This is a genomic window from Lachnospiraceae bacterium oral taxon 500 (assembly GCA_002999035.1).
Lineage (GTDB): Bacteria > Bacillota > Clostridia > Lachnospirales > Vallitaleaceae > W11650.
This window is the reverse complement of record CP027241.1, coordinates 1,853,714-1,876,736: the sequence shown is the minus strand read 5'-3', so window position 1 is coordinate 1,876,736 and position 23,023 is coordinate 1,853,714. Positions and strand designations below refer to the sequence as shown.

Genomic DNA, 23,023 nt, shown 5'->3' with positions numbered 1-23,023 from the left:
TTCCTTCTGTCTGAAAATATTATATCCGGTTTTTCCGTTTTTGTCCTTGCCGCTGACTTACAAAAAGCCGTTTCATCTTACAAAATCGTAAGTTTAACTGTAAGAAACCGTCCTCTGCCATATAAGCTGCTAAAAGACCGAATACCGAAAAATAAAATCCTCTTCCCCATATGCGCGCAAACAGCGGCTACCGCCTGCACGTCAGTAATGAGAAAGAGGCATAAAACAACTTTAATACTCCTGCAAAGACTGCTCCGGGAAGTTTAGAAACACCTGTGTTCCCTTCCCCTGCTCCGACTCCAGCCAAATCGCATGACCCAAAGTCTGCATGACCTTGGCCGATAAATACAGGCCCATACCGCTGGCCTCTTTTTGCCGCCGGCCATTGTCGCCGGTAAAGCCCTTGGTAAAAAGACGCGGGATATCTTCCGCCCGAATCCCCAGTCCCGTATCGGCAATGATCAGCGTTCGGTCTTTTAACCAAATCCGAATTTGACCACCCGGCGCCGTATATTTTAAGGCATTGGTTAAAATCTGCCCCAAAACAAAGGCCAGCCATTTTTCATCGGTGATAACATCCAGCTGAAACTCCGCCAGCTCCAACCGAACTTTTCGGTTGATAAACAGCAGCGCATATTTTTTTAACTGGTTTTTAACAATGTTTTCCAGCGCGTATGTCTTTAAATCCAAATCAGCCGCCATATCCTCCAGCCGGATATATTGCAGCGCCAACTGGGTATAATCCTTGATTTTTAAAAGCTCCGCGTTCATTTGCGAAGAAAGTCCCGGCTCAGCTACGCCGCGCAACAAAAGCTCTAATGCAAAAATCGGCGTTTTTATCTGGTGTACCCACAAACTGTAATATTCCTGATACGATTTCAGCCGGTTTTTTTCTTCCTCTTCCCGCTGACGGAGCAGATGATTTTGTTCTTCCAAGATCTCATCGCAAAGCTGAAACAGCTTTTTATCCCCTAAACCGATTCGGTTTTCCTGCCGGTCAAGCTCACCCTTTTTATCCCGAAGCTTTTGCAAATACCGGTACTGCCGGTGGTAGCTGCTAAAATCAAAACAAAACGCCAATCCCCACAGCACGAAATGCAGCAGCAGAATATAATCCCGGATATCCATTGCCACTTCGCCCAACCACAATACCAGCCATATCACAGCGCCCTCAGCCAAAAACAGCAGCGCCCCGCCCAAGCGGTCGGCCAAATAAGCCCGCAGCGTTTCTCCTATTTTACTCATTTTTTTCTGCCTTTCCGAGCCGATAGCCAATTCCTTTTTTGGTTTCAATGATTTCCGGAATCTGCTCTTTTTCCAGCTTTTTTCGCAGCCGGGTCATATTCACAGTCAAGGTATTATCATCAATAAACAGTTCACTCTCCCAGAGCCGGCGCATCATTTCCTCCCGGCTGACCAGCGAGCCGCCGGCTTCAAATAAAGTCTGCAAAATGCGGTACTCATTCTTGGTCAGCTCCACACTTCTTTCCTGATATAAAAGCCGCGCTTCCGCCAAGTTCAGGATAAAGCCCTGATATTCCATAAAACTGCTGCTTTCGCCGAAATCATACGTCCGGCGCAGCAGCGCGCTGACTTTCGCCGCCAGCACCGACAAATCAAAAGGCTTGGCAATAAAATCATCGCCGCCTTGATTGACCGCCATAATGATATTCATATTATCCGCCTGTCCGGAAATAAAAATAATCGGCACTTTCGATACCTTGCGAATCTGCTCGCACCAGTAATAGCCGTTATAATAGGGGAGGCTGATATCCAACAGCACCAGCTGCGGCATCTCCCGGCAGAATTCCGCCAAAACCGCCGTATAATCAACCGCCAACACCACCTCATAATTCCAGCTTCTTAAAAAATCGGCCAACTGCCCGGCAATCACCGGATCATCTTCAATTAGCATTATTTTATACATAAGTATTCTCCATTTTTTGTAGACTATTTTTTTGTATCGTACGGTATTTGCAAAGAAATGTCAAGATTTTTGGGATTATTGACATTTTTACAGAAAGCATGGTCAGATTAGCAAATCAGCCAATTTTACGGAATCAACCGCCTATCTTTGCGGATAAAAAAACTGCTGCCAGTCGGAAATTAAACCAACCGGCAGCAAGTAAAAAACTGTCAAACAATTTTACATCGCATTTTCTTTCGTAAATGTTAATAATTCATCAATTGTTGTAAACGCCACACCGGTTACGGTATCGGCGCAGCCGTAATATACCGCAATCCGGCCGGTGGCAGCATCGGTCAGCGCAGCGCAGGGAAAGACCACATTCGGCACATCGCCAACACATTCATAATATTCATACGGCGCCAGCAAATAATCCCGGCTGCGGCTAAGCACCTTCCAAGGCTCCTCCAAATCCAGCAGCGCTGTTCCCATCCGATAGACAAAACCGTTGCAGGTAGTAATGACACCATGATAAATCAAGAGCCAGCCTTCATCGGTTTCAATCGGAATCGGCCCCGGCCCGATTTTAGTTGACTGCCAAGCCGACACATCCCCTTTGACCGCCCCCATCATATAGCGATGTCTGCCCCAAAACTCCAAATCCTTTGACTGACTGACAAAAATATCGCCAAACGGAGTATGACCGTTATCGCTGGGTCGGCTCATCATCATATAATTGCCGCCAATCCGGCGGGGAAATAACACGCCGTTGCGGTTAAACGGTAAAAATGCGTTCTCCAGCTGAATAAACTCTTTAAAATCAAAAGTATATGCCACGCCGATGGTCGGTCCGTGATAACCGTTGCACCAGGTAATATAATAGCGATCCTCCAAAAAACAGACTCGTGGGTCATAGCGATACTCTCGATTCAGAATCTCTTTATCCGCGCCGACAAACTGAATCGGCTCACTTTCAATTTCCCAATCAAGTCCGTCCTTGCTCCGGCCTAAGAAAATATCCATACTAATCGACCGGCTGTCGCACCGAAAAACGCCGATAAATTCATCGCCAAGGGGTACAACCGCACTGTTAAACACGCTGTTCGAGCGTTTGCTTACATTCCGGCCAATAATCGGATTCCGGCTATAACGCCAAATCGGCTCCCGGCAGTTCGCCGGTTTTTCTTCCCACGGAATATTCGGCAGGTCATGTCCAATAATTTTTGCCATTTCTTTTCTCCTATCACATTTTAAGGAAAAGAGGAAATACACCGGTTCATACCATACATATTTTCCGGGTATTCCCTCTTAACACTTTACGTCAGTTCAGGCAAGCAGTTTTATTTATACGCTGCGTCAATCTGGGCCTGTACTTTTTCTATAATCGTCTGAATACCAGCTTTTTCTAATTCTTCGTCCAATTTCGCAAATACTTCCGACGGTTCGCCTATACCGGTAACGATTTGATCTCTGTACTTATTGAAAATTTCTGCGCAGTTAGCCAATTCATCTTCAAACTCTTCCGTATTAATGTTAAAGCCCAGTAAAACAGAAGCGATTGCTTTTTCGTTTAATGCCCTTACTTCGTCCCATTGATTGAAATCAACATCATCCAGCATACTGACATTAAAGAAAGTTCCCTGTGCATAACCGGCCATGCTCCAATCGGTATTATTCTTATGTACTTTTTTATCGGCAGTATAATCAAAGTTATCGCCTTCTAAGCCATAGAAGAAAGCATCCCGAACATAAGTATCGGTATTAACCAGCTGTAAAAGCTGCAATGCCTTTTCCGGATGTTTGCAATTCGCCGAAATACAGTTGATCGAACCGCGAACCGTATCGTTGGTCAAAATCGTTTCGCCGTTTTGAATCGCTATTACTTCTTTGCCCATTTGCGGACCCCAAACCGTCTTAGCAGCACCGCTCCAGCCCTGTGCCCAGAAGAAAGTCCGAATTTTCGGCATTTCCTTTAAGGTCGCTGCATCCGAATTGATAATTCCGCTCTTAAACATGCTGTGCAAAGTTTCATAATGCTTTATGATATTTTCCTGCTCATAAGTCTTAACTACCTTGCGGGAAGCATCGTCAATCTTAACGCCAATCGGCAGATTTAAGCCCATGCCATCGTAAAACTCAATCGGATCAATACTATTAATCGTCGTCAGATATAAAGCCGGCTTCTTTTCGCCGTCCGTCATCTTCTGCAAAGTATCCTTGGCTTTTTCCAAGGTATCTAATTTTTCTACATCTTTTACTTCATACTTATCCAGCATTTCCTTATCCCAGATAAAATATCCGGTCAAAGAGCTGTCTTTGTAGGTCGGTACGCCATAGATTTGACCGTTTACCTTGACTGCATCCCAGTATTTTTCCGGCATCAGTTTCTTTAATTCCGGAACGGTATCCAGCATTTCGGTAATATCGGCAAAAGCGCCTACATTTACATCGTCAACAAAAGTTCCTACATTGGTGAACATAATGTCATACGGCTCATTGGAGTTAATCATCAGCTTTCTTTTGCTGTCCCAATCACCCCATGAAATAATCTGAACATCCAACTCTACGCCGATTTTTTCAGCCAAATACTTGTTGATATGCTCTTTCCATGCATCATAATTCTTCGGCTGACCGCCGCCGATTAAGACCCACTTTAACGGAACAATATCCTTGTTCATTTCCGGCTGTTTTTCATCATTCTTTGCTTCCGGCGTCTTTTCGTCTTTCGTCTCCGGTTTGTCCGTATTTTCCTTTTTGGTGTCTTCCTTTTTCGGCTGTTCCGTCGTCTGTCCGCAGGCCGCTAAAGACAAAGCCATAACCAGCGACAACATCAGCGCCATTAGTTTCTTCATGTTGTTTCCTCCTTTTATTTTGCATGTTATTTTTCCTGAAAGCCTGACACAGCATGTCAAAATCGGCTTTCCTTACAGCAGCACTCAAAATGCCGCCACATTTTTTTATAGAAACAGCCTTCCGCTGCCGGAAGTATCTGCTGCTATCTGATACCCTTTCTTAACTTGCTTTCCCCTGCGGAAAGACTTGCCCTTTCCGAGCAGCCGCACCACCTGCCCTGATAATCTTTCAAGTATCAGCCCTTAACCGCACCAATCGTCAGGCCGGTAATAAAATATTTTTGAAAGAACGGATATGCCAGCGCAATCGGTATAATAACCACAATCGCAATCGCCATCCGCACTGACTCGGACGGAATCTGCTCTTGCAGCGCCGTTGCATATTCCGGATGCTTGTTCATATATTCCACATTCTGCAAAATTTGATTTAAGAGCGACTGCAAAGAGTTCTTTTCCGTGCTGGTAATATAAAGTGCCGCCTGAAACCAGTCATTCCAGTAGCCAAAGGATAAGAATAAACCAATGGTCGCCAGAACCGGCTTGGAAATCGGCAGTACAATCTGACCGAAAATCTGAAGCTGTGAAGCACCGTCTATTTTTCCGGATTCAATAATGGAATCGGGAATCGTACTGCGGAAAAAAGTCTTACAGATAATAATATTAAAGGAAGAAACCGCAATCGGCAAAATCAGCGCCCAAATGCTGTCTTTTAGTCCCAACACATGAACCATAACAACATAGCTGGCAATCATACCGCCGTTAAAAATCATCGGCACAAACACAACGCCGGTATAAAAGCCTCTTAATTTAAATTCCCGCCGTGATAGGACATAGCCCATCGTTGTTGTCAAAACCAAACCCAAAAGTACACCGACCACTGTAACAAACACTGAAATCCCAAAGGCGTTAAAAATAATCCGGCGCTCTCTCCACAAATAATTATAGGCCGCCATCGAAAACTCTGTCGGGATGAACCGGTAACCATAATGATTTAACGAAAACTCCGAACTAAAAGAAATCATCAGCACAAAAATAACCGGTACAATCGAAACAGCCGCCGCTACAGCAAAGATAATATTAAAGATGAAGTTTGTCGCCGGCTTGATTTGATTTAAGGCTCTTTTCTTCATTTTCTTCTCCTTATATAATAGCGCTGTCGTTGTCAATTTTAGTTACAATGTAATTCGTCAGCAAAATCGTCAGGCAGCAGGCAACCGATTGAAAGAGTCCGGCGGCCGCTATTCTCTCCAACTTAATAGTACCATTCATAACCGCATTATAGATATAGGTATCAAAGGTTGATGCCACCTCGTAAAGCGTAGACGGCACGCCTTGCGTGACCTGATAAAACAGACCGAAATCCGAATAAAAAATTCGCCCTGAACTCAAAATAAACATCATAATGATAATCGGCTTGATTGACGGCAGCGTAATATATCTGGCCTGCTGAAACTTACTGGCTCCGTCCAGCACCGCTGCCTCATATAAACTCTGGTCAATCCCGGTAATACTGGCCAAATACACAACCATACTGTAACCGGTTGATTTCCACAATGCCATAAAGGTTAAAATAAACGGCCAATATCCGGCTTCAGTGTACCAATCAATTTTATCTTTGCCCAAAGCCTGCAAAATCGTATTAAAAAGACCTTTATCCGGGTTTAAGAAAGCATATACAAAAAAGCTAACAACTACCCATGACATAAAATGCGGAAAAAACATCATCGTCTGATAGGTCTTGGATTTCCATTTTGAGTAAAGCTGACTAATCATCATTGCCAAAACAACCGGTATTGCAATTCCCAAAACAATAAAAACTATATTATATAAAATAGTATTGCGCAGCAAAAGTCCAAACGCATTGGATTTAATAAAAAAAGTAAAATTGCTGAAACCCGCCCATTTACTTTGCAGCAGGCTGACTAAAAAGCTCTTGCCGGTCGCAATCTTATATTTCTTAAATGCAATAATCAATCCAAACATCGGCAAATAGCAAAAAATCACATACCAGACAAAAGTCGGCAGCCCCAACAAAGCCAATTCGGTATCATCCATTGTCCAGCTTTTCTTCTTCAGCCTTTTTTTACTTTGATCTGCCATATTCCTCCTCGTTTCTTTTGGCATCTTGTTTTCTTTAAGCATCTTGCGCCTTCACCTGGCCGCAAAACAGCGAACATTTTGCTTTTTATCCCGCCATTTACCGCTGTCATCTGTACCAACAAATAATTAGTTAACATTTTCTTTTTTATTGCCGTCCTTTTATTAACTCGATTTTAACATTTGCTTTCTTAAATGTCAAGGGCTTTTTTCTGTTTCCACTTATTTATTACTATATTTTTAAAGAGATTCTTTTTTTATTTATGCATTTTGGTGAGTAATTACTTTCTAATCCATTGATTATTACTAAGTACTTGCCCTTTTGTTTCTTTTTTTGTTTCTTTATATTAAAAAAGTTAATCTCATTCTTAACTTTTTCCGCCTCTGTTTACTCAACTTTTTTTATACGTTAAAGCCCCTGCAATAAAAACGGTCAAAACCACCACTCAAAGGCTGTTTTGACCGTTTCGGTTATTTGATTACAGTTTAAGGCAAACCAATATTTATGCCAAATATAACAATGGAGAGCCTGCTATTTTTTAAACACAATCTTAAAAGTCTTGATTTCATAAGGTTTGATGGTAAAGACAAAGCGATTGCCCTCTGCTTTTAAGGTTTCCAGGGTTTCCCTTTCTTCCAAATCACATTCGCAGACGCTTTCGATTGGCAAATAGGTGCAGATACTGGTTGTTGTCCGCTGATTGTAACATTCATGCACCCGCAAAATCAGCGCGTCGTCATACTCCGACCTTTTCACTACCTCCATGACCACATTTTCTGCATCGACAAAAGCAAACGACATCTCCGCCGGCAGCTTTCCGGCCTGCTTTTCCACAAGACGGGCTGTCAACGGCTGATTTAGGAAATAAGCCTCCTGCACCACCCGGCCGCTGCGGAAATCGCCGCTGTGCGGGAAGAGCGAATAGGTAAAGTGATGCACCTCCCGATCCGCATCCTCATTGGGAATCACCGCCGACTTAAGGAGCGTTAGCCGCATGACATTGTCCTTGATATCATGGCCATATTTGCAGTCATTGAGCAAACTGACGCCATAACCATACTCGCTTAAATCCGCCCACTTATGGCCGCACACCTCAAACTTGGCCGTATCCCAGCTGGTATTCCAGTGCGTCGGCCGCTCGACATTGCCCAGCTGAATATCATATGTTGCCTTTTCGGCATGAATATCCACCGGGAAGGCCGCTTTCAAAAGGATTTGCTTTTCTTTCCAGTCAATTTCATTTACAATATCGACTCTGGCCGTATGGGCGTAAATCGTAATCCACTGCGTAATCGTTGAAGATAGGAACGGCCGGACAATTTTCAGCACCGCTTTAAGCGGCGTAACTCTTTCCACTTTTATTTGGCTGATCTCCGTGATTTCCCACATTTTCTCCTGATAGTAAATATTGATATCCCACGCGTCCCAGTTATGCGGCCGATCTTCAAACGCCTGCAAGACATTGCCGAGTCTGCCGGCCGGCAAAATCTCCCGCGCCGCTTTCTTATCATAAATCGAGGTAAACTGTCCTTTGTCATTTAAGGAAATCCGCAAAAACTCATTTTCCAAATGGGTCGGACTAACCGTCAAATATTCCGGCGCGGCGTTTTCTTCCTCCTTTAAGAGAAAGACCTTATAGCCCTTGGCCGGAACTTTTTCCGCTAAAAAGCTAAGCTCGCCGCAGTTCGGGCAATAATAAGAGGCCAGCTTTTGACCGGCAAAATATGCACCATGGGCAGACGGCAGCGCCACATCAACCACATCTGTCCGCTCAAAACCGGTCGGATTAAACACCACCACTGATTTGCCGTCAGCCGTAATCTGCGGCAGTAAGCTGCTCAAAGCGTTATCCTTCAGCTTTTGACCATCCGCCAATATCTGCTCATACTGTTCCTTGGAATCCTCGTAAACCTTTTTAATCGAAGAACCGGGAATAATATCATGAAATTGGTTCAAGCAGATAATTTCCCATGCATCTGTAATTTCCTGCTGCGGATAGCTCTGGCCGCCCAGCTCGAGCGCCATATCCGACAGCCATTCAATTTCCTCATATAAAAACTCGGATTTCCGATTATACTTTTTATTGCGCGCCATACCGGTCAGGGTGCCGCGATGATATTCAAAATACAGCTCACCCACCCAGCTCGGCGTTTTCTTATTATTTTTCGTCTTTTGCTCTAATTTTTCAAAGAAACTAAGCGAATTGGTAAACTCGACTTTCGGCATTGTCGGAATCCCCTTGGCCAGCCGCTTGCCGTATTCAATCATCCGCTTGGTCGGTCCGCCGCCGCCGTCGCCCCAGCCGTAACTAATCAGCACTTCATTGCTCAAATCCTTTTGCTGGTATCTTTCCCACGCACCGCGCACCGAATTGGCATTGATATCGCCGTTATAGGTAGTAAAGAACTTCTCCGGCAGTTCATCAAAATTGGCCGTCGTGATAAAATGCGTCAAAACACTGCTGCCGTCCAGACCCACCCAGCGGAAAGTATCATAGGGCAGCTTATTGTATTCATTCCAGCTGATTTTGGTCGTCATAAAATAAGGAATATGCGCCTTTTGTAAAATTTGCGGCAAGGCAGCACTGTAGCCGAATACGTCCGGCAGCCAGAGAATCTTGCTTTCCACGCCGAATTCCTCCCGGAAAAAGCGCTTGCCCAAAACAACCTGCCGGATCAACGACTCGCCCGAACTCAGGTTGCAGTCAGCCTCCAGCCACATTGCCCCCTCCGGCTCCCAGCGCCCCTCTTTTACTCTTTCCTTAATCTGATCATAAAGCTCCGGTCTGGACTTTTGCAAAAAGCGATACAACTGCGGCTGACTGGACATAAAAATGTATTCCTTATATTGGCGCATCAGCTCAAGCACTGTACTAAAGCTCCGCTCTACCTTATGCTTGGTTTGATCCAAATCCCACAGCCACGCCACGTCAATATGCGTATGTCCCACGCAGTTAGCGATCATATCGGAATGACCGCAGTATTTGCCGTAAAACTCATCCGCCATATAGGCCAGCGCCCGGTCAACACTGGCATAAAACTCCGGCGAATAAGGCTGACGCAAATCAATCAAATTAACAGTCGCCGTTAAATAGCGTAAAATCTCAATCCGGTAATAATCGGTTTTAGCTAACAGTTTGGCCGCCTCTAACGGCACCAGAATATCATAATAAAGCTGCTCAATCCGGCTGTCGGAAACACAGACGACATTTTTGCACTCTGATAAATGTTCTTCCATGCCGCTGAACGCCTGTAAATCAACAACATATTTCTGACCGGCCGCTGCCTGCTCCGTCAGCAGAACTTCCGTATGATTAACGTCCAGCCCCTGTATTAACCGGCCATTGACAAAAATCAAAAACTGCGGATTCTTGGCGTCCCATTCGCCCTCGTGCGAGGTTGTTACCCGATAAACCAAGCGCTTGCCGGCAAAGGCCTCCGGCACAGAAAATTCCGCCCGAAACCAAACGTAAATATTTTTCCCGCCCCAGCGGTCGTGAAAGCCAAAACTCTGAAACGGCTCGACTGCCGCTTCCGCCTCGGCCGGACTGTTATACAATCCCCTTTTCATCTTTATTTCCGCCAGCTCCAGCTTATCGACGGTAATCAACTCCTGCAAATCAGCCGTAATCTTTTGAATTCTCTCTGCTTCAAAAAACATAAATACCTCCTGTCTGAAATATGATATTTCATTAACTTAACTTTCCCATGTTCGCCAATTAACCAACTCTCAATTCTCTCTTATTATAATCGGAAAACCTAAAAAAAGAAAGAGGAAAAATACTTTTTATATACAAAATCTGTTATAAAATGTTAAAATCCTACTTAACTATCTATTTGAAATTCTATGGCTTTTCTTTTTTTAATTATTCTCTTTTGCTTTGAGCAAAGGGCATCACGACAGATTGCCATTTTTTGCTTTTTTGTAAACAAAAATAACATTTTTCCATTGTACTCAAAAAAAAATTATGGTAAAATGTTATGTAACATAATCAACTTTCCTATGTTCTGCCAAACCATAACAATCTTTTTCAGGTAGGTTGCCCACCCGGGCAGAAAGCGGAGCTTTCAATCAGGAGAAAGTTGAGTAACATAAAATTGAGTTACTTACATTAAAGAGGGAGTTTGCAGACTATGAAAAAAACAACGATGCAGGATATTGCCGATGCAATCGGTATTTTCAGAATTTCTGTTTGGAAAGCCTTTCATGACTATCCCGGAATTTCAGCACGGCTGAAAGAAGAAATCTTTTTAAAAGCCAAAGAAATGGGTTATTTAAAAAATAATATCACTTCTATGCTTCCCCCCGATCAAGAAAAAGAAGCCGAACAAACGGTATCAGTTATTGTTTCCCGACCGGATTCCTCCAAGTTTTGGATGGATATTATTCATCAGATTGCCAAGGAATTAAATAAATATAATATTAATCTAATGTATACCTATGTTCCCACCCAGCGCAAGGGCAGCTATCAGCTGCCGGCCATTTTAACCTCCGGTCAGATTGCCGGCGCTATCGTTTTAAATGTCAATGACCCCGAAATGACGAAGCTGATTAATCAATTAAAGATTCCTCTGGTTTTTCTGGATATTCCGCCGCAGACCAAGACAGAAAACCTAAAGGGCGATTTGGTGCTGATTGAAGGGCGTTCCGCTACTCAACGGCTGACAGCGCATATTCTGGCCAAGGGCCGGTCCCGCATCGGCTTTATCGGCGATATCCATTATGCCCAAACCAATTTTGAACGCTACCACGGCTATTTAGATGCCATGGCCGACTGCTCGCTAAAGGTCGACCCCGCAATCTGCCTGACCGATCCGATCAATATTTATCACTACGAGGAAGAAATCCATACCTTTTTAAAAGGGCTGAAATCAATGCCCGAAGCCTTTGTCTGCGTCAGTGATTTTGTTGCTCAATATGTAGAAAGCTACTTATCCGCTAACGGTTATTCGATTCCGGGCGACATTCTTATGACCGGCTTTGACGGCCGAAAGGAATACAGCAATGTAGCCGATATGCTGACCACAGCGCTGGTTCAGACCGACAACTTAGGCAAGCGCTTAGCTGCCCAGCTTTTATTTCGGATGAAATACCCGACCTCCGCCTACGCGGTAACCTACGTTCTGTCCGAATTGATATTTAAGGCTTCAACCGGAGATTAAAGATCAGTTAAGACCAAAAACGCCGATTGTTCTCTTTTTACCAGAACAACCGGCGTCTTTTATTTTAGTTTTTTATTTTTTTGCTGTTAAACTCGCCATACCAGCCAAATCCTATTTTTTCAGCAAACGGTATACAATCGCAACAACTTCCGACCGTTTTACCGGCGCTTTCGGCTGATAGCTGCCGTCCTCATAGCCTTTTAGGATTTCGTTTTGTGTCAGATAAGTAATTGCTTCCTCATAACCGGCACTAAACATTTCTTTATCCGTAAACTTCACTTCTGTTCCGGCTACCAACGGTTTCTTGCCGATAAGCTCTGCAAAAGCATAGGCTAAAGCTGCAACCTCTTCCCGGGTCAATTCCTTGCTTAAATCAAAGGAAACTTTCTTCAGCAAGCCCGCTTTTTCCACTGCCTGTAAATACGGAGCAAACCAGTCACCGGCCTTTTCGCCTTTCGCCGGTGCCATTCCGGCTGCCCGTAGCAATATTGCCGTCAATTCTTTACCGGTTACTTCCTTATTCGCTCCAAAAGTACCATCCTCATAACCATTTACCAAGCCGATCAACTGAATTGCACTTAATTCCTTGGCGTACCAATTGGTTTTGGCTTCGTCTTTAAACTTGGCTGCCACATTTTCCGCCAACTCCGTTAATGCCGTATCACTCAGACTTTGAATCAGCTGACGATCGGTAATCCTCTTCGCCGCCCAATCCATAATCCGGCTTTTATCGTCTTCCTGACTCAGTGTCTTGGATAATTCCTGCGCCCGCAAAGTTTCTGCGGAAGCCTGTGCGATTTTCTCATCTTCAATTCTTTCCTCTTTTTTACCGGGAAGAATCGGGAAACTCGGAGTTTGCGGTTCTTGGCTTTCCGAAGGCGTATACGGTACCAACGGCGCAATTTCTCTTGATAAATCCAAAATTGCCTGTTCAATTTCACGAATTACCTGCGTCAGCGTATTTTCGTCCGCTCCTTCTTCAGCCAAAAGTTCGGCTCGGTCAAGAATATTATCCAGCGCTTCTTTGGCCAACCGACTTGCTCTTTCATATTCCGGACCGTTTTTGGCCGCCTTGCCTGCTTCGATTGCCGCTTTCAGGGCTTTGATTTTTTCGGTTTGTTCAATTCTGACCCGAATCTTAATTTCTCCGGCCAAGTAGCTTTCATAAACTACCGTCAACGTCTGATATCCGGCTTTTTCTGCCTCATAGCCCCGAATCATGCCCTTGGTCATCGGCACCTCTTCCGTTCGGCCATTGCCATAAGTCAGCATCAGTACGCCGCCATCCGGATCCAGTTCTTCGCCAAAATCATATTCTATCTTAGCCGGAGCCTGTTTCAACTCGACGCTCTTGATTACTCTTTGCAGGTAGCGGTCAATCGCCTGCTGAAGGCTCGCTGCCGCTTCAGCCACCTGGTCTTTGTCTGCGTCCTCATCTTCAAAAACAGCGTTCGCTGCGGCAAGTGCTGCTTTTAAATCCTGCTGCAAGTCTTCTTCCGCTTTTTCAAACATTTCTTCTTCCATCAAGAGGCGGACTTGACCAATGATTTCCTGCAACTTTTCTTTATTAACCGGTTCCTTCTTGCTGACATAAATCGTCATAACCGCCTGCACATCCATATAAGTAAATGTCAACTGCTTTTCGCCCTCTGTGGTCGAATCAAAACCACTGACCTCAATGCCGGCACCGGTCATGGTAATCACTTCTTTTTCCAAATCTTCATAAATTATTTCCAGCTTGCCGCCGCTCAGATCCAGCGGTTCATTTAAGAAATAATTCTTTTTCGGTTCTTCCTTAATCGTTAAACCTGTAACAGCCATCGTTTCCGTCTTGGCCTTTACTGTGACTGTAAAAGTCTGCGGTGCGGTAAAGCCTTTGTACTCAACTGTTAGTTCCTGCTCGGTCGGAGAATTGGAGTTAAAGCCTTTTACCATACTCGGGGTAAGTGCAATTTCCTGCTCCGAATCATCCTCATAAATCAACTTCAATCTTCCGTCACCAACCCGCAGCGGACTGCCAAAGGCATAAATCTTCTTTTCCGGTACCTTTACCAACTCAACTTCTTTAATCTCTGTTTCTTTCTTATGATAAATCAAAGTCATGCGGATACTGTCCAGCATCCCTGCTGCTTTGGACACATAATAGACCTTGCCGTATTTTTCACCGGCCGGTATCGTCAGTGTCAGGTCGTCAAATACCAAATCGCCCTTTTGATCCGCCGTTTTTTCCGCTAAGAGTTCCGTCAAATCCTTATCTTTATAAATCCTCACTTCCATATCTTTTTCGATATTTTTGAAAGTAACCTGATATTGATCGTCAGCTATATTCTTGGCCTCTACCCAGCGCATTGGGATATAATTCGTCTTATTGTCCTTGGCCTGCTCAAACATCTGCCATTCATAAATCCGAATTGCTGTCCATGGGGACATATCGCCCCGCGTAATATCCAGTTTCCATTCCTTGGCCGTAATCGGTTCGCTCAAATCAAAGTCCGTTACCGCCTGAGTATTGCCCCAAATACTATGCGCAATCTGCCACTGGCCATTGTTGTCCTTATACTGAATACTGAAATCACGTGTATTCATGATTGCGCCTTCACCACCGGCTTCAGCATGATAAACCGCTACCCGGCGCACCGTTTTTGCTTCCGGAAAAGCAATGCTCATCCAGCCAGACGCTCCCGATGCACACCACTTATCCGTATTACCGCTGATTGTTCCGTTGATAGCATTGCGCGCCGGTTCCGAATCATTTTCATGTGATTTATCCGTTACTTCCGCTTCTAAGCAAAGATTAGGATTTTTCTTCGGCAGTGCATCGGTATCCGCTACTTCCATCTGCCAGTCCAGTATCATTTCCGCCGGATCGGATTTAACGCCGTTTTTGCCGACCGTTACCACAAAAAGTTTTTGTGTTGTTCCGGTCATATCGGCTGTCCGAAAAATCTTTTCAGCGTAAAAATATTGACTGGAGGTCGCATTGACGATGGTTTTGCTTCCATCGGCATTCTCCTGATAAACCTCATAATATTCCGCGTCTTTGACCGGAGTCCAAGAAAGTCTTGCTTCGGCATTGGCGGAAGTGCGGAACATAACCTCATCCGCCTGCAAATCTTCCACTTTCTCCGGCTTTTCCCCATCGTCATATAGCGCCAACTGGCCTAAGTTAAAACGGTAATCCGCTTCATTTTCCGTGGCTTCCAAACGCAGCCGAATGGAGTGAATCGTTTGACCGGCCAAAGAACCCACGCCAATCTCCGCTGTCTGCCAGTTTTCATCTGCTGCCTGCGGCAGTTCAAAGGAATAAAATCCATCCTCAGCATAATCTTCGGCTGTTCCCAGTTCAAGATATGCTTTGCTGTTTTTGCCGCCCTTATAGGCTACCTTCAGCTTGGTATCGGCTCCCGCTTCCAAATGAGTGCTGTACAGCATAATCTGATTGGCATTGTCCTTTTCCAGGCTCCCGTAAAACTGAACCGAATCGCCGCTGTTATAAGCATCGGTAAAGTCATATTTGGCCGCTAGCGCCTCCCCGGCTCCTGTTTCCGTCCGAATCCACCAGCGCCAAGTCGGCAGAATATCCTGCACGCCGCGGCTGTTCCATTCGGCATCTTTGGATACTTGTCCGTCGATAAACCATTGCCGGCCATGTCCGGTATTAAAATAGGTATTAAACGGCAGCTCCATCACCGCTGACTTATCGGCTACAAATCGGGCAATTCCCCGCCACATCTTTCCCTTGCTGTTAGAATCACCGCTGGTTGTCGGATCGCCATCAAAGCCCACCCAGAAGTTTCTTTCCTGTTCATGATAATCTTCTGGACTAACCGCCATTCCCCGAATCGAGTCCGGCGTATAAAGACCGATTGACAGCTTCAATTTACCTTCACCATCCAATAGGCTTCTATAACTGATACCCGTGTTATAGCTTCTTTGCTGTAATTCAAAACCAGCATAGGCATCAAACGGATTGCGGCCGATTTCTTCCATATGTCTGACCGTATTGTCATTTTTCGCACTTGACCAGTTAAAGTTAGCAAAAAACTCATCAGCGGCATACTGCTGATCCGCACCATAGGGTTTGACAAAATAATCATTGCCGGTCGTTACCCCATCGTAATGAAATCTATCACCACTGTTCGACATTGCGTCATACCAAGAAAAACGAATCCGGCCTTTGCGTTCTTTAGCTTTACGCTGTGCATACAGCATAAACTCACGCATGGTTTCACCCCACGGCTCAAACATATCAGTTTCCTGATTGATGAAATAACCGTCAAAACCATAGAATTCAACCATATCAATCAGTTTATCCGCTACCGGAAAAATTGTTTTTCCATCAACGATTTGCTTCGTTAAAAACTTTTTCAAAATTTCCCGATCAGACGCTGAACTTGACCAGTTAAAAAACAAAGTGCCATAAACCGGAACCCCATTTCTATGACCGGCGTCAATTACATCGGCCGTCGGAATCGGGCCATCCCAAAAGACCATTTGATCAACATATTGCCAAAAATCAAAAGCAAAACAGTCAAACTCATCACCGTTGACCGAGTTGTCTTCATCATTTTTGGAGTTCATCAGTGGCACCGACTGCACCTTGGCTTCGGCGCTGGCCAGAGGATTGACCACATGACCGGTAAATCTCTCTCTGAGCGGCACACTAGCTCGATTTAAATTATCGTCCGGGTTTTTCCAAGCTGTCCACTCTAAGATTCTATCCAAATAAAACATCTCCGAGATTGGCCTTAAAGTCAAGCCGGCTTTATATTCTTCATTTTCTCTGACCTTGACCGCATAAGCATTATTGGCAAAAGTTCCTGCCAAAAGCAGCACCGCTAATAGTAAGGATACTATCTTATTCGTCTTTTTCTTCCAGTTTAAGTGCTTTTTCATCAATTTCTCCTTAAATCTTGAATCATAATTTCTTTCATTGCTTACAGTTCTTTGAATATTTGTAAACAACTTTTCGTAAACAAAAACATAACAAATTATTTTGTTTTAGTATAAATTTCCTCCTTCCTTTTCTAAATCATTTTTGTATTTTTTTGCATTTCTAATTTATCTCTTATGTAAGATAATATATTTTTTATTATCTTTCGTCAAGTATTTTCCAACTTTTCTACATTTTTGCTTTTTTATTCTGCTATTTTTATATATTTTTGATTATCTTTTGTTAACGTTATTGGTAATACTTTATTATATTTCTCTCATCTTTTCTAACAAAAAAAACCTATCCCTTATCTTTAAAGGAATAGGTCTTGTTAAGTTTAAAACTAGCAATTACTTATTTCTCCTTGCGGAAAAAGGCATTGTGAATCGCCGTCACGGCTTTCTCTTCGTCCTCGGCACTAACCAGCACCGAAATCTTAATCTCACTGGTGGAAATCATATTGATATTAACACCCGCATCATAAAGTGCTTCAAACATCTTGGATGCTACGCCGGCATTAGCCGCCATCCCGGCGCCGACGATGGATACCTTGGCGATATTGTCCTCGGCCTCAATCGTTTCAAAGCCAATTGTCGTCTGATGCTCCTGCAACAGTCGGATAGCCTCGTCTTTGTCCTTCTTTTCAACCGTAAAGGAAATATCTTTCTTATCCGCCCGGCCGATTGACTGCAGGATAATATCCACATTGACATTGTTTCTGGCCAGCAGGGAGAAAATTGCATATGCTTTTCCCGGCTCGTCCTTAATATTTGATACCGCCAGCCGGCAAACATTGGCATCGCTTGCCACGCCGCTGATCAACATTCTTTCCACTTTTGTTTCCTCCTTAACATAAGTTCCGCTATGATTATTCAGACTGGAACGCACCACCAAATTGACCTTGTACTTTTTCGCCAATTCAACCGAACGGTTGTGCAGCACCTTGGCGCCCAGCGAGGCCAGTTCCAGCATTTCATCGTAGGTAATCTCCTCAATCTTGCGAGCATCCGGAACCACTCTGGGGTCAGCCGTGTAAACGCCGTCCACATCTGTATAAATCTCACATAAATCGGCATTGAGCGCTGCTGCCAGTGCCACTGCCGTCGTATCAGAGCCCCCCCGACCCAGAGTCGTATAATCCTCGTAACGATTGATTCCCTGAAAGCCCGTGACCAAAATAATACTGCGTCTTTCCAGCTCATTTTGCAGCCGCTCCACTTCAATATTTTTAATTCGGGCATTGCCGTAAACCCGGGTCGTCGATATCCCGGTTTGAAACGCATTCAACGAGATCGCCGGATACCCCGCTGCTTTAATCGCCATCGCCATCAAAGCGACCGACTGCTGTTCGCCGGTCGTCAGGAGCATATCCAACTCCCGCTTGGATGGTACTTCCGTAATCTCCGCCGCTTTTTCCAGTAAAAGATCGGTCGTATCTCCCTGCGCCGACAACACAACTACAATCTGATGCCCTTTATTGTAGTCTTCAATAATTCGATTTGCTACGTTTTTTATCTTTACGGCATCCGCCACCGAACTGCCGCCAAACTTTTTTACAATTAACATTCTTTGCTCCAACCGCCGAAAATATAGGATTTCCGGCCTACTATCCTTAGTTATTGTTATCTTGAGAGTTATTTACTGTCTTCTTCAAGAATGGCTCCCAATGAAAGCTTTTCCTCATCTTCCAGCATCAAATCAACGTCCAGCAGCACAATCATCCGCTCGTCAACCTTAGCGACCGATTGAATATAGCGGCGGCTGACACCGGTTACAATCCGTGGTGCCGCTTCGGTTTGCGTATCATCAATATTAATAATCTGCGAAACCGAATCCACAATAAAACCGACTTTCATCTGCCCCAAAAAAACTACGATAATCTTGGTATTTTCATCAACCGGCTTTTCTTTCAAGCCAAACTTTTTGCGCAGATTAAAAATCGGCAGAATTTCACCGCGCAAATTGATGATTCCCTCGACATACTCCGGGCTGTTCGGGACTTTCACAATTTCCTGATATTTTTCAATCACATTGACCTTCATAATATCTACGCCATATTCTTCATTATCCAAATGAAATACTACTTGTTTGGTTGACGCCAATTTTATACCTCCTTTAAGCAAATGTCTTATATCCCTATATTTTTTTGTGATTTCCAAATCAGATAAGCATTGATAAACGGATCTATGTAGCCGTCCATTACCTTATCAACATTACCTGTCTCTTCGTTTGTACGGTGATCCTTGACCAAACTGTAAGGATGCATCACATACGAGCGAATTTGGCTGCCCCAGCCGATGTCCTTCATTTCGCCGCGAATATCCTGAATTCTTTCCAAGTGCTCCCGTTCTTTAATCTCATAGAGCTTGGCCTTCAGCATTTTAATGGCTCTTTCCTTATTCTTATGCTGAGAGCGCTCATTTTGGCACTGCACCACAATTCCGGTCGGCAAATGCGTAATTCGAATGGCCGAATCAGTCTTATTGATATGCTGACCGCCGGCTCCGCTGGCTCGATAAGTATCCACCCGAATTTCTTCTTCTTTAATCTCAATATCGCTGTCCGCTTCCACATCCGGCAGGACGTCGCAGGAAGCAAAAGAAGTATGGCGCCGCCCCGAAGCATCAAATGGTGAAATCCGAACCAAACGGTGCACGCCTTTTTCCGCCTGTAAATAGCCGTAAGCATTTTCCCCGTTAATCTGAAAAGTAACCGATTTAATACCCGCTTCTTCCCCGTCCAGATAATCCAGTACCTCAACCTGAAAATCCTTGTTTTCCGCCCAGCGGCAGTACATCCGGTAAAGCATCGATGCCCAGTCGCAAGACTCTGTTCCGCCGGCACCGGCATGGAGCGAAACAATGGCCGATCCCCGGTCAAACTCGCCGTTTAGCAACGTTTCCACCCGCAGGCTTTCTATTTCCCGTTCAAAGTCCGCCAGCATCTCCGTCACTTCCCGCACCATTTCTTCGGAGTTTTCCTCGATTCCCAGCTCAATCATCACCTGCATATCTTCAAAATCACCGGTCAGCTTATCCATCCGGGCAGCTTTGGCTTTCAGCGACTTTAACTCCTGATTTACTTTCTGGGCCGCTTCCGGGTCATCCCAAAAGCCGTCCGCCAGCATTTTTTCTTCTAATTCTTTTGTTCTTTCCCTAATCCCGGCGAGGTCAAAGGGAAACACCCAATTCTTTAAGCTTGTCGGTATAGGTCTTTAAACTGTCGTTTAACTGTTCCAGTTCCAGCACAAAATCACTTCCTTCTTCAGAGTCAATTTGTTTTATTTGAGTTATGTTATATTATGTTATCGCTTTCTGTTGCTTTACGCCTCCCGGCCGTGGCACTGCTTGTATTTCTTGCCGCTGCCGCAAGGACACGGGTCATTCCGACCGATTTTTTCGGCTGTCCGGCGAACCGGTCTTCTCCTGACTTCTTCTCCGCCGCGGTTGGTGGTAATATTTTTAGCAACCTGTTCTCTTTCCAGTTTTTCCCTCGGCACAACCCGGTACAGCACCTTCACGGTGTCTTCCTGAATACTTTCAATCGTTTCGTCAAACATTTCAAAACCGATAAACTTGTACTCAACCAGCGGATCCTTTTGTCCAAAAGAGCGCAAACCAATGCCCTGCCGCATTTGATCCATGTTATCGATATGATCCATCCACTTCTGGTCAATCACCTTCAGCAGCAGAATTCTTTCCGCTTCCCGGAACTCTTCAATATCGTCAAACTCCTGCTCTTTCTTCTCATAGAGCTTATGCGCTTCTTCTTTTAAAAATTCAATAAACTTTTCTCTGGTAATGTCCTCTTTCTCGGTATCCGGCAGGGTCAGCGTCCGGAAAGGAATAATTTCCCGCAGCGCGTCGTTTAATCCCGCTAAATCCCATTCATCTATTTCATCGACACCAGCAGAGTATTTATTAACCATGCGGGTAATGACTTCATCCATCATCTGCAAAATAACATGGCGCAGATTTTGATTGCCCAGCACTTTCAGCCGTTCCTCATAAATAATCTCACGCTGGTCGTTCATAACCTGGTCGTATTCCAGCAAATGCTTACGGATACTAAAGTTATTGGCTTCCACCTTCTTCTGGGCACCTTCAATCGTATTGCTTAAAATTCCGGCCGCAATCGGCTCGCCTTCCGGCAGCCGCAGCCGTTCAATCGTGCCCTTCATCCGCTCGCTGCCAAACAGGCGCATCAACTCATCATCCATCGAAATGTAAAAAATCGACTCGCCGGGATCACCCTGCCGTCCGGCCCGGCCCCGCAGCTGATTATCAATCCGCCGCGACTCATGCCGCTCCGTACCGATAATCCGCAGCCCACCGGCCTCGACTACCTTATCACCCAGCTTAATATCGGTACCGCGGCCCGCCATATTGGTCGCAATCGTGACCGCTCCGAACTGACCGGCATCCGCCACGATTTCGGCTTCCTTTTCATGGAACTTGGCATTTAAGACATTATGCTGAATTCCTTCCTTGCGCAGGCGATTGCTTAATTCCTCCGAGGCGTCAATTGTAATCGTGCCGACCAGCACCGGCTGACCTTTGGCATGGCTTTCCTTAACCGCTTCCACAATGGCGTTGATCTTTTCCTCATGGCTACGGTAAACCTGATCGTCCTGATCCACCCGAATTACCGGCCGATTCGGCGGAATGACAATAACATCCATGCCGTAAATCTCCCGGAACTCTTCTTCCTCCGTCTGCGCCGTACCGGTCATACCGGCCTTTTTGACATAACGGTTAAAATAATTCTGAAACGTAATCGTCGCCAACGTTTTTGACTCTCTTTTTACCTTAACCTTTTCCTTGGCTTCAATTGCCTGATGCAGGCCGTTGCTGTACCGCCGTCCCGGCATCAGACGGCCGGTAAACTCGTCCACAATGATAATCTCATCATCTTTGATTACATAGTCCTTATCCAAATGCATCAGGTTATTGGCTTTTAAGGCCAAATTGATATGATGCTGAATCTCCATATTATTGGGATCGGACAGATTTTCAATCTGGAAAAAGCTTTCCACCTTGGCAACACCCTCGGCCGTCAGACTGACCTGCTTTGATTTTTCATCAACCACAAAATCGCCTTCTTCGGTTACTTCTTCATTCAGTACGGCTGCTAATTTACTGACCTCACCGATGACCCGGCCTTTTTTCAAACGGCGGGCAATCATATCGGCCTGATCATACAAATGCGTTGACTTGCTGGAACTGCCGGAAATAATCAGCGGCGTTCTGGCTTCGTCAATCAGCACCGAGTCAACCTCGTCAATGATGGCATAATGCAAATCCCGCTGCACCCGATTTTCCTTATACACCACCATATTATCCCGCAGATAGTCAAAACCGAACTCATTGTTCGTGCCATAAGTAATATCGCAGTTATAGGCTTCCCGACGCTTGTCATTATCCATATCATTTAAAATCACGCCGACGCTCAAACCCAAAAAGCGATAAATAGCTCCCATCCATTCAGCGTCACGGGCAGCCAGATAGTCATTGACCGTCACGACATGTACGCCTTTGCCTTCAAGCGCATTTAAGTACGCCGCCAGCGGCGCAACCAAAGTCTTACCTTCACCGGTCTTCATTTCCGCAATCCGGCCTTGGTGCAAAACAATACCGCCGATCAACTGAACCCGGTAAGGTGTCATCTGCAAGGTACGCGTCGCCGCTTCTCTGACCGTGGCAAAAGCCTCCGGCAAAATATCATCCAGGGTTTCCCCCTTGCTTAGTCTTTCTTTAAACTCTGCTGTCTTGGCTAACAGTTCCTCATCGGATTTTTGCCGGTATTCCGCCTGCAGCCCTTCAATTTCTTCAACAATCGGCTCTATTCTTTTCAGCTCCCGGCTGCTGTGGGTTCCAAATATTTTTTCCAGTAGTTTCATGCCTTCCCTTTCTTTTCTCTATCTTACTTTTCGCTTTCAAACTTCATATAATCATAATTATTTCTATTTTAACACTATCCTTTTTGACTTGCAAGCAAAAGTTTTCCGGAGGCAAATTTTCCGGCGGGGAATGCCCTGACACTCCCACAGCCGTTACTGCTTAGGCCGGCCGA

At 44.9% G+C, this 23,023-nt stretch carries 13 protein-coding genes; 1 reads left to right on the top strand and 12 read right to left on the bottom strand.

Annotated elements, in window-relative coordinates:
• Positions 1-231 precede the first annotated feature (231 nt).
• From C3V36_08575 to C3V36_08545, 7 genes are all read right to left on the bottom strand, one after another.
• Positions 232-1,245 carry a sensor histidine kinase gene (locus C3V36_08575; GenBank protein ID AVM69292.1) on the bottom strand — a complete coding sequence of 338 codons (1,014 nt, stop codon included), beginning with the start codon at positions 1,243-1,245 and terminating at the stop codon, positions 232-234.
• Complete coding sequence (locus tag C3V36_08570) at positions 1,238-1,927, bottom strand: DNA-binding response regulator (GenBank protein ID AVM69291.1); 690 nt, start codon at positions 1,925-1,927, stop codon at positions 1,238-1,240. The genes C3V36_08575 and C3V36_08570 overlap by 8 nt, the downstream gene beginning before the upstream one ends.
• 219 nt (positions 1,928-2,146) lie before the next feature.
• Positions 2,147-3,136 (bottom strand): glycosidase, encoded by a 990-nt coding sequence (locus C3V36_08565; protein ID AVM69290.1) that lies wholly within the window; start codon positions 3,134-3,136, stop codon positions 2,147-2,149.
• Between the two features lie 110 nt (positions 3,137-3,246).
• Complete coding sequence (locus tag C3V36_08560) at positions 3,247-4,758, bottom strand: ABC transporter substrate-binding protein (protein ID AVM69289.1); 1,512 nt, start codon at positions 4,756-4,758, stop codon at positions 3,247-3,249.
• A 236-nt stretch (positions 4,759-4,994) separates the two neighbouring features.
• A complete protein-coding gene (locus tag C3V36_08555; protein AVM69288.1) occupies positions 4,995-5,888 on the bottom strand; it encodes a sugar ABC transporter permease in 894 nt (297 codons plus the stop codon).
• A 10-nt stretch (positions 5,889-5,898) separates the two neighbouring features.
• Positions 5,899-6,858 (bottom strand): sugar ABC transporter permease, encoded by a 960-nt coding sequence (locus tag C3V36_08550; GenBank protein ID AVM69287.1) that lies wholly within the window; start codon positions 6,856-6,858, stop codon positions 5,899-5,901.
• A gap of 529 nt (positions 6,859-7,387) precedes the next feature.
• The gene (locus C3V36_08545) at positions 7,388-10,516 is read right to left on the bottom strand and encodes an alpha-mannosidase (GenBank protein AVM69286.1); all 3,129 of its coding nucleotides are present in this window, start codon (positions 10,514-10,516) and stop codon (positions 7,388-7,390) included.
• A gap of 473 nt (positions 10,517-10,989) precedes the next feature.
• On the opposite strand from C3V36_08545, the gene C3V36_08540 reads away from it, so the two are divergent.
• Positions 10,990-12,018: a LacI family transcriptional regulator gene (locus tag C3V36_08540; GenBank protein AVM69285.1), complete on the top strand. Its 1,029-nt coding sequence runs from the start codon at positions 10,990-10,992 to the stop codon at positions 12,016-12,018.
• 111 nt (positions 12,019-12,129) lie between these two features.
• Here the strand turns inward: C3V36_08540 and C3V36_08535 are convergent, their stop codons facing one another.
• The 5 genes from C3V36_08535 to C3V36_08515 all read right to left on the bottom strand — a co-directional run bounded on the left by C3V36_08535 (position 12,130) and on the right by C3V36_08515 (position 22,850).
• On the bottom strand, positions 12,130-16,914 hold the full coding sequence (locus tag C3V36_08535; GenBank protein ID AVM69284.1) for a hypothetical protein: 4,785 nt from the start codon (positions 16,912-16,914) through the stop codon (positions 12,130-12,132).
• A 391-nt stretch (positions 16,915-17,305) separates the two neighbouring features.
• Complete coding sequence (locus tag C3V36_08530) at positions 17,306-18,517, bottom strand: aspartate kinase (GenBank protein AVM69283.1); 1,212 nt, start codon at positions 18,515-18,517, stop codon at positions 17,306-17,308.
• Positions 18,518-18,585: 68 nt separating this feature from the next.
• Positions 18,586-19,053: a chemotaxis protein CheW gene (locus C3V36_08525; protein ID AVM69282.1), complete on the bottom strand. Its 468-nt coding sequence runs from the start codon at positions 19,051-19,053 to the stop codon at positions 18,586-18,588.
• A gap of 26 nt (positions 19,054-19,079) precedes the next feature.
• Positions 19,080-20,199 (bottom strand): peptide chain release factor 2 gene (locus tag C3V36_08520; GenBank protein AVM69281.1). Its coding sequence is split into 2 segments (ribosomal slippage): positions 19,080-20,123 and positions 20,125-20,199, totalling 1,119 coding nucleotides; the frame shifts between segments, so codons are not numbered across the junction.
• Between the two features lie 74 nt (positions 20,200-20,273).
• Positions 20,274-22,850 carry a preprotein translocase subunit SecA gene (locus C3V36_08515; GenBank protein AVM69280.1) on the bottom strand — a complete coding sequence of 859 codons (2,577 nt, stop codon included), beginning with the start codon at positions 22,848-22,850 and terminating at the stop codon, positions 20,274-20,276.
• Positions 22,851-23,023 lie beyond the last annotated feature (173 nt).

Coding starts and splice junctions, on each gene's coding strand:
- C3V36_08575 (AVM69292.1), bottom strand. CDS start 1,245: ATGAGTAAAATAGGAGAAACGCTGCGGGCTTATTTGGCCGACCGCTTG.
- C3V36_08570 (AVM69291.1), bottom strand. CDS start 1,927: ATGTATAAAATAATGCTAATTGAAGATGATCCGGTGATTGCCGGGCAG.
- C3V36_08565 (AVM69290.1), bottom strand. CDS start 3,136: ATGGCAAAAATTATTGGACATGACCTGCCGAATATTCCGTGGGAAGAA.
- C3V36_08560 (AVM69289.1), bottom strand. CDS start 4,758: ATGAAGAAACTAATGGCGCTGATGTTGTCGCTGGTTATGGCTTTGTCT.
- C3V36_08555 (AVM69288.1), bottom strand. CDS start 5,888: ATGAAGAAAAGAGCCTTAAATCAAATCAAGCCGGCGACAAACTTCATC.
- C3V36_08550 (AVM69287.1), bottom strand. CDS start 6,858: ATGGCAGATCAAAGTAAAAAAAGGCTGAAGAAGAAAAGCTGGACAATG.
- C3V36_08545 (AVM69286.1), bottom strand. CDS start 10,516: ATGTTTTTTGAAGCAGAGAGAATTCAAAAGATTACGGCTGATTTGCAG.
- C3V36_08540 (AVM69285.1), top strand. CDS start 10,990: ATGAAAAAAACAACGATGCAGGATATTGCCGATGCAATCGGTATTTTC.
- C3V36_08535 (AVM69284.1), bottom strand. CDS start 16,914: ATGAAAAAGCACTTAAACTGGAAGAAAAAGACGAATAAGATAGTATCC.
- C3V36_08530 (AVM69283.1), bottom strand. CDS start 18,517: ATGTTAATTGTAAAAAAGTTTGGCGGCAGTTCGGTGGCGGATGCCGTA.
- C3V36_08515 (AVM69280.1), bottom strand. CDS start 22,850: ATGAAACTACTGGAAAAAATATTTGGAACCCACAGCAGCCGGGAGCTG.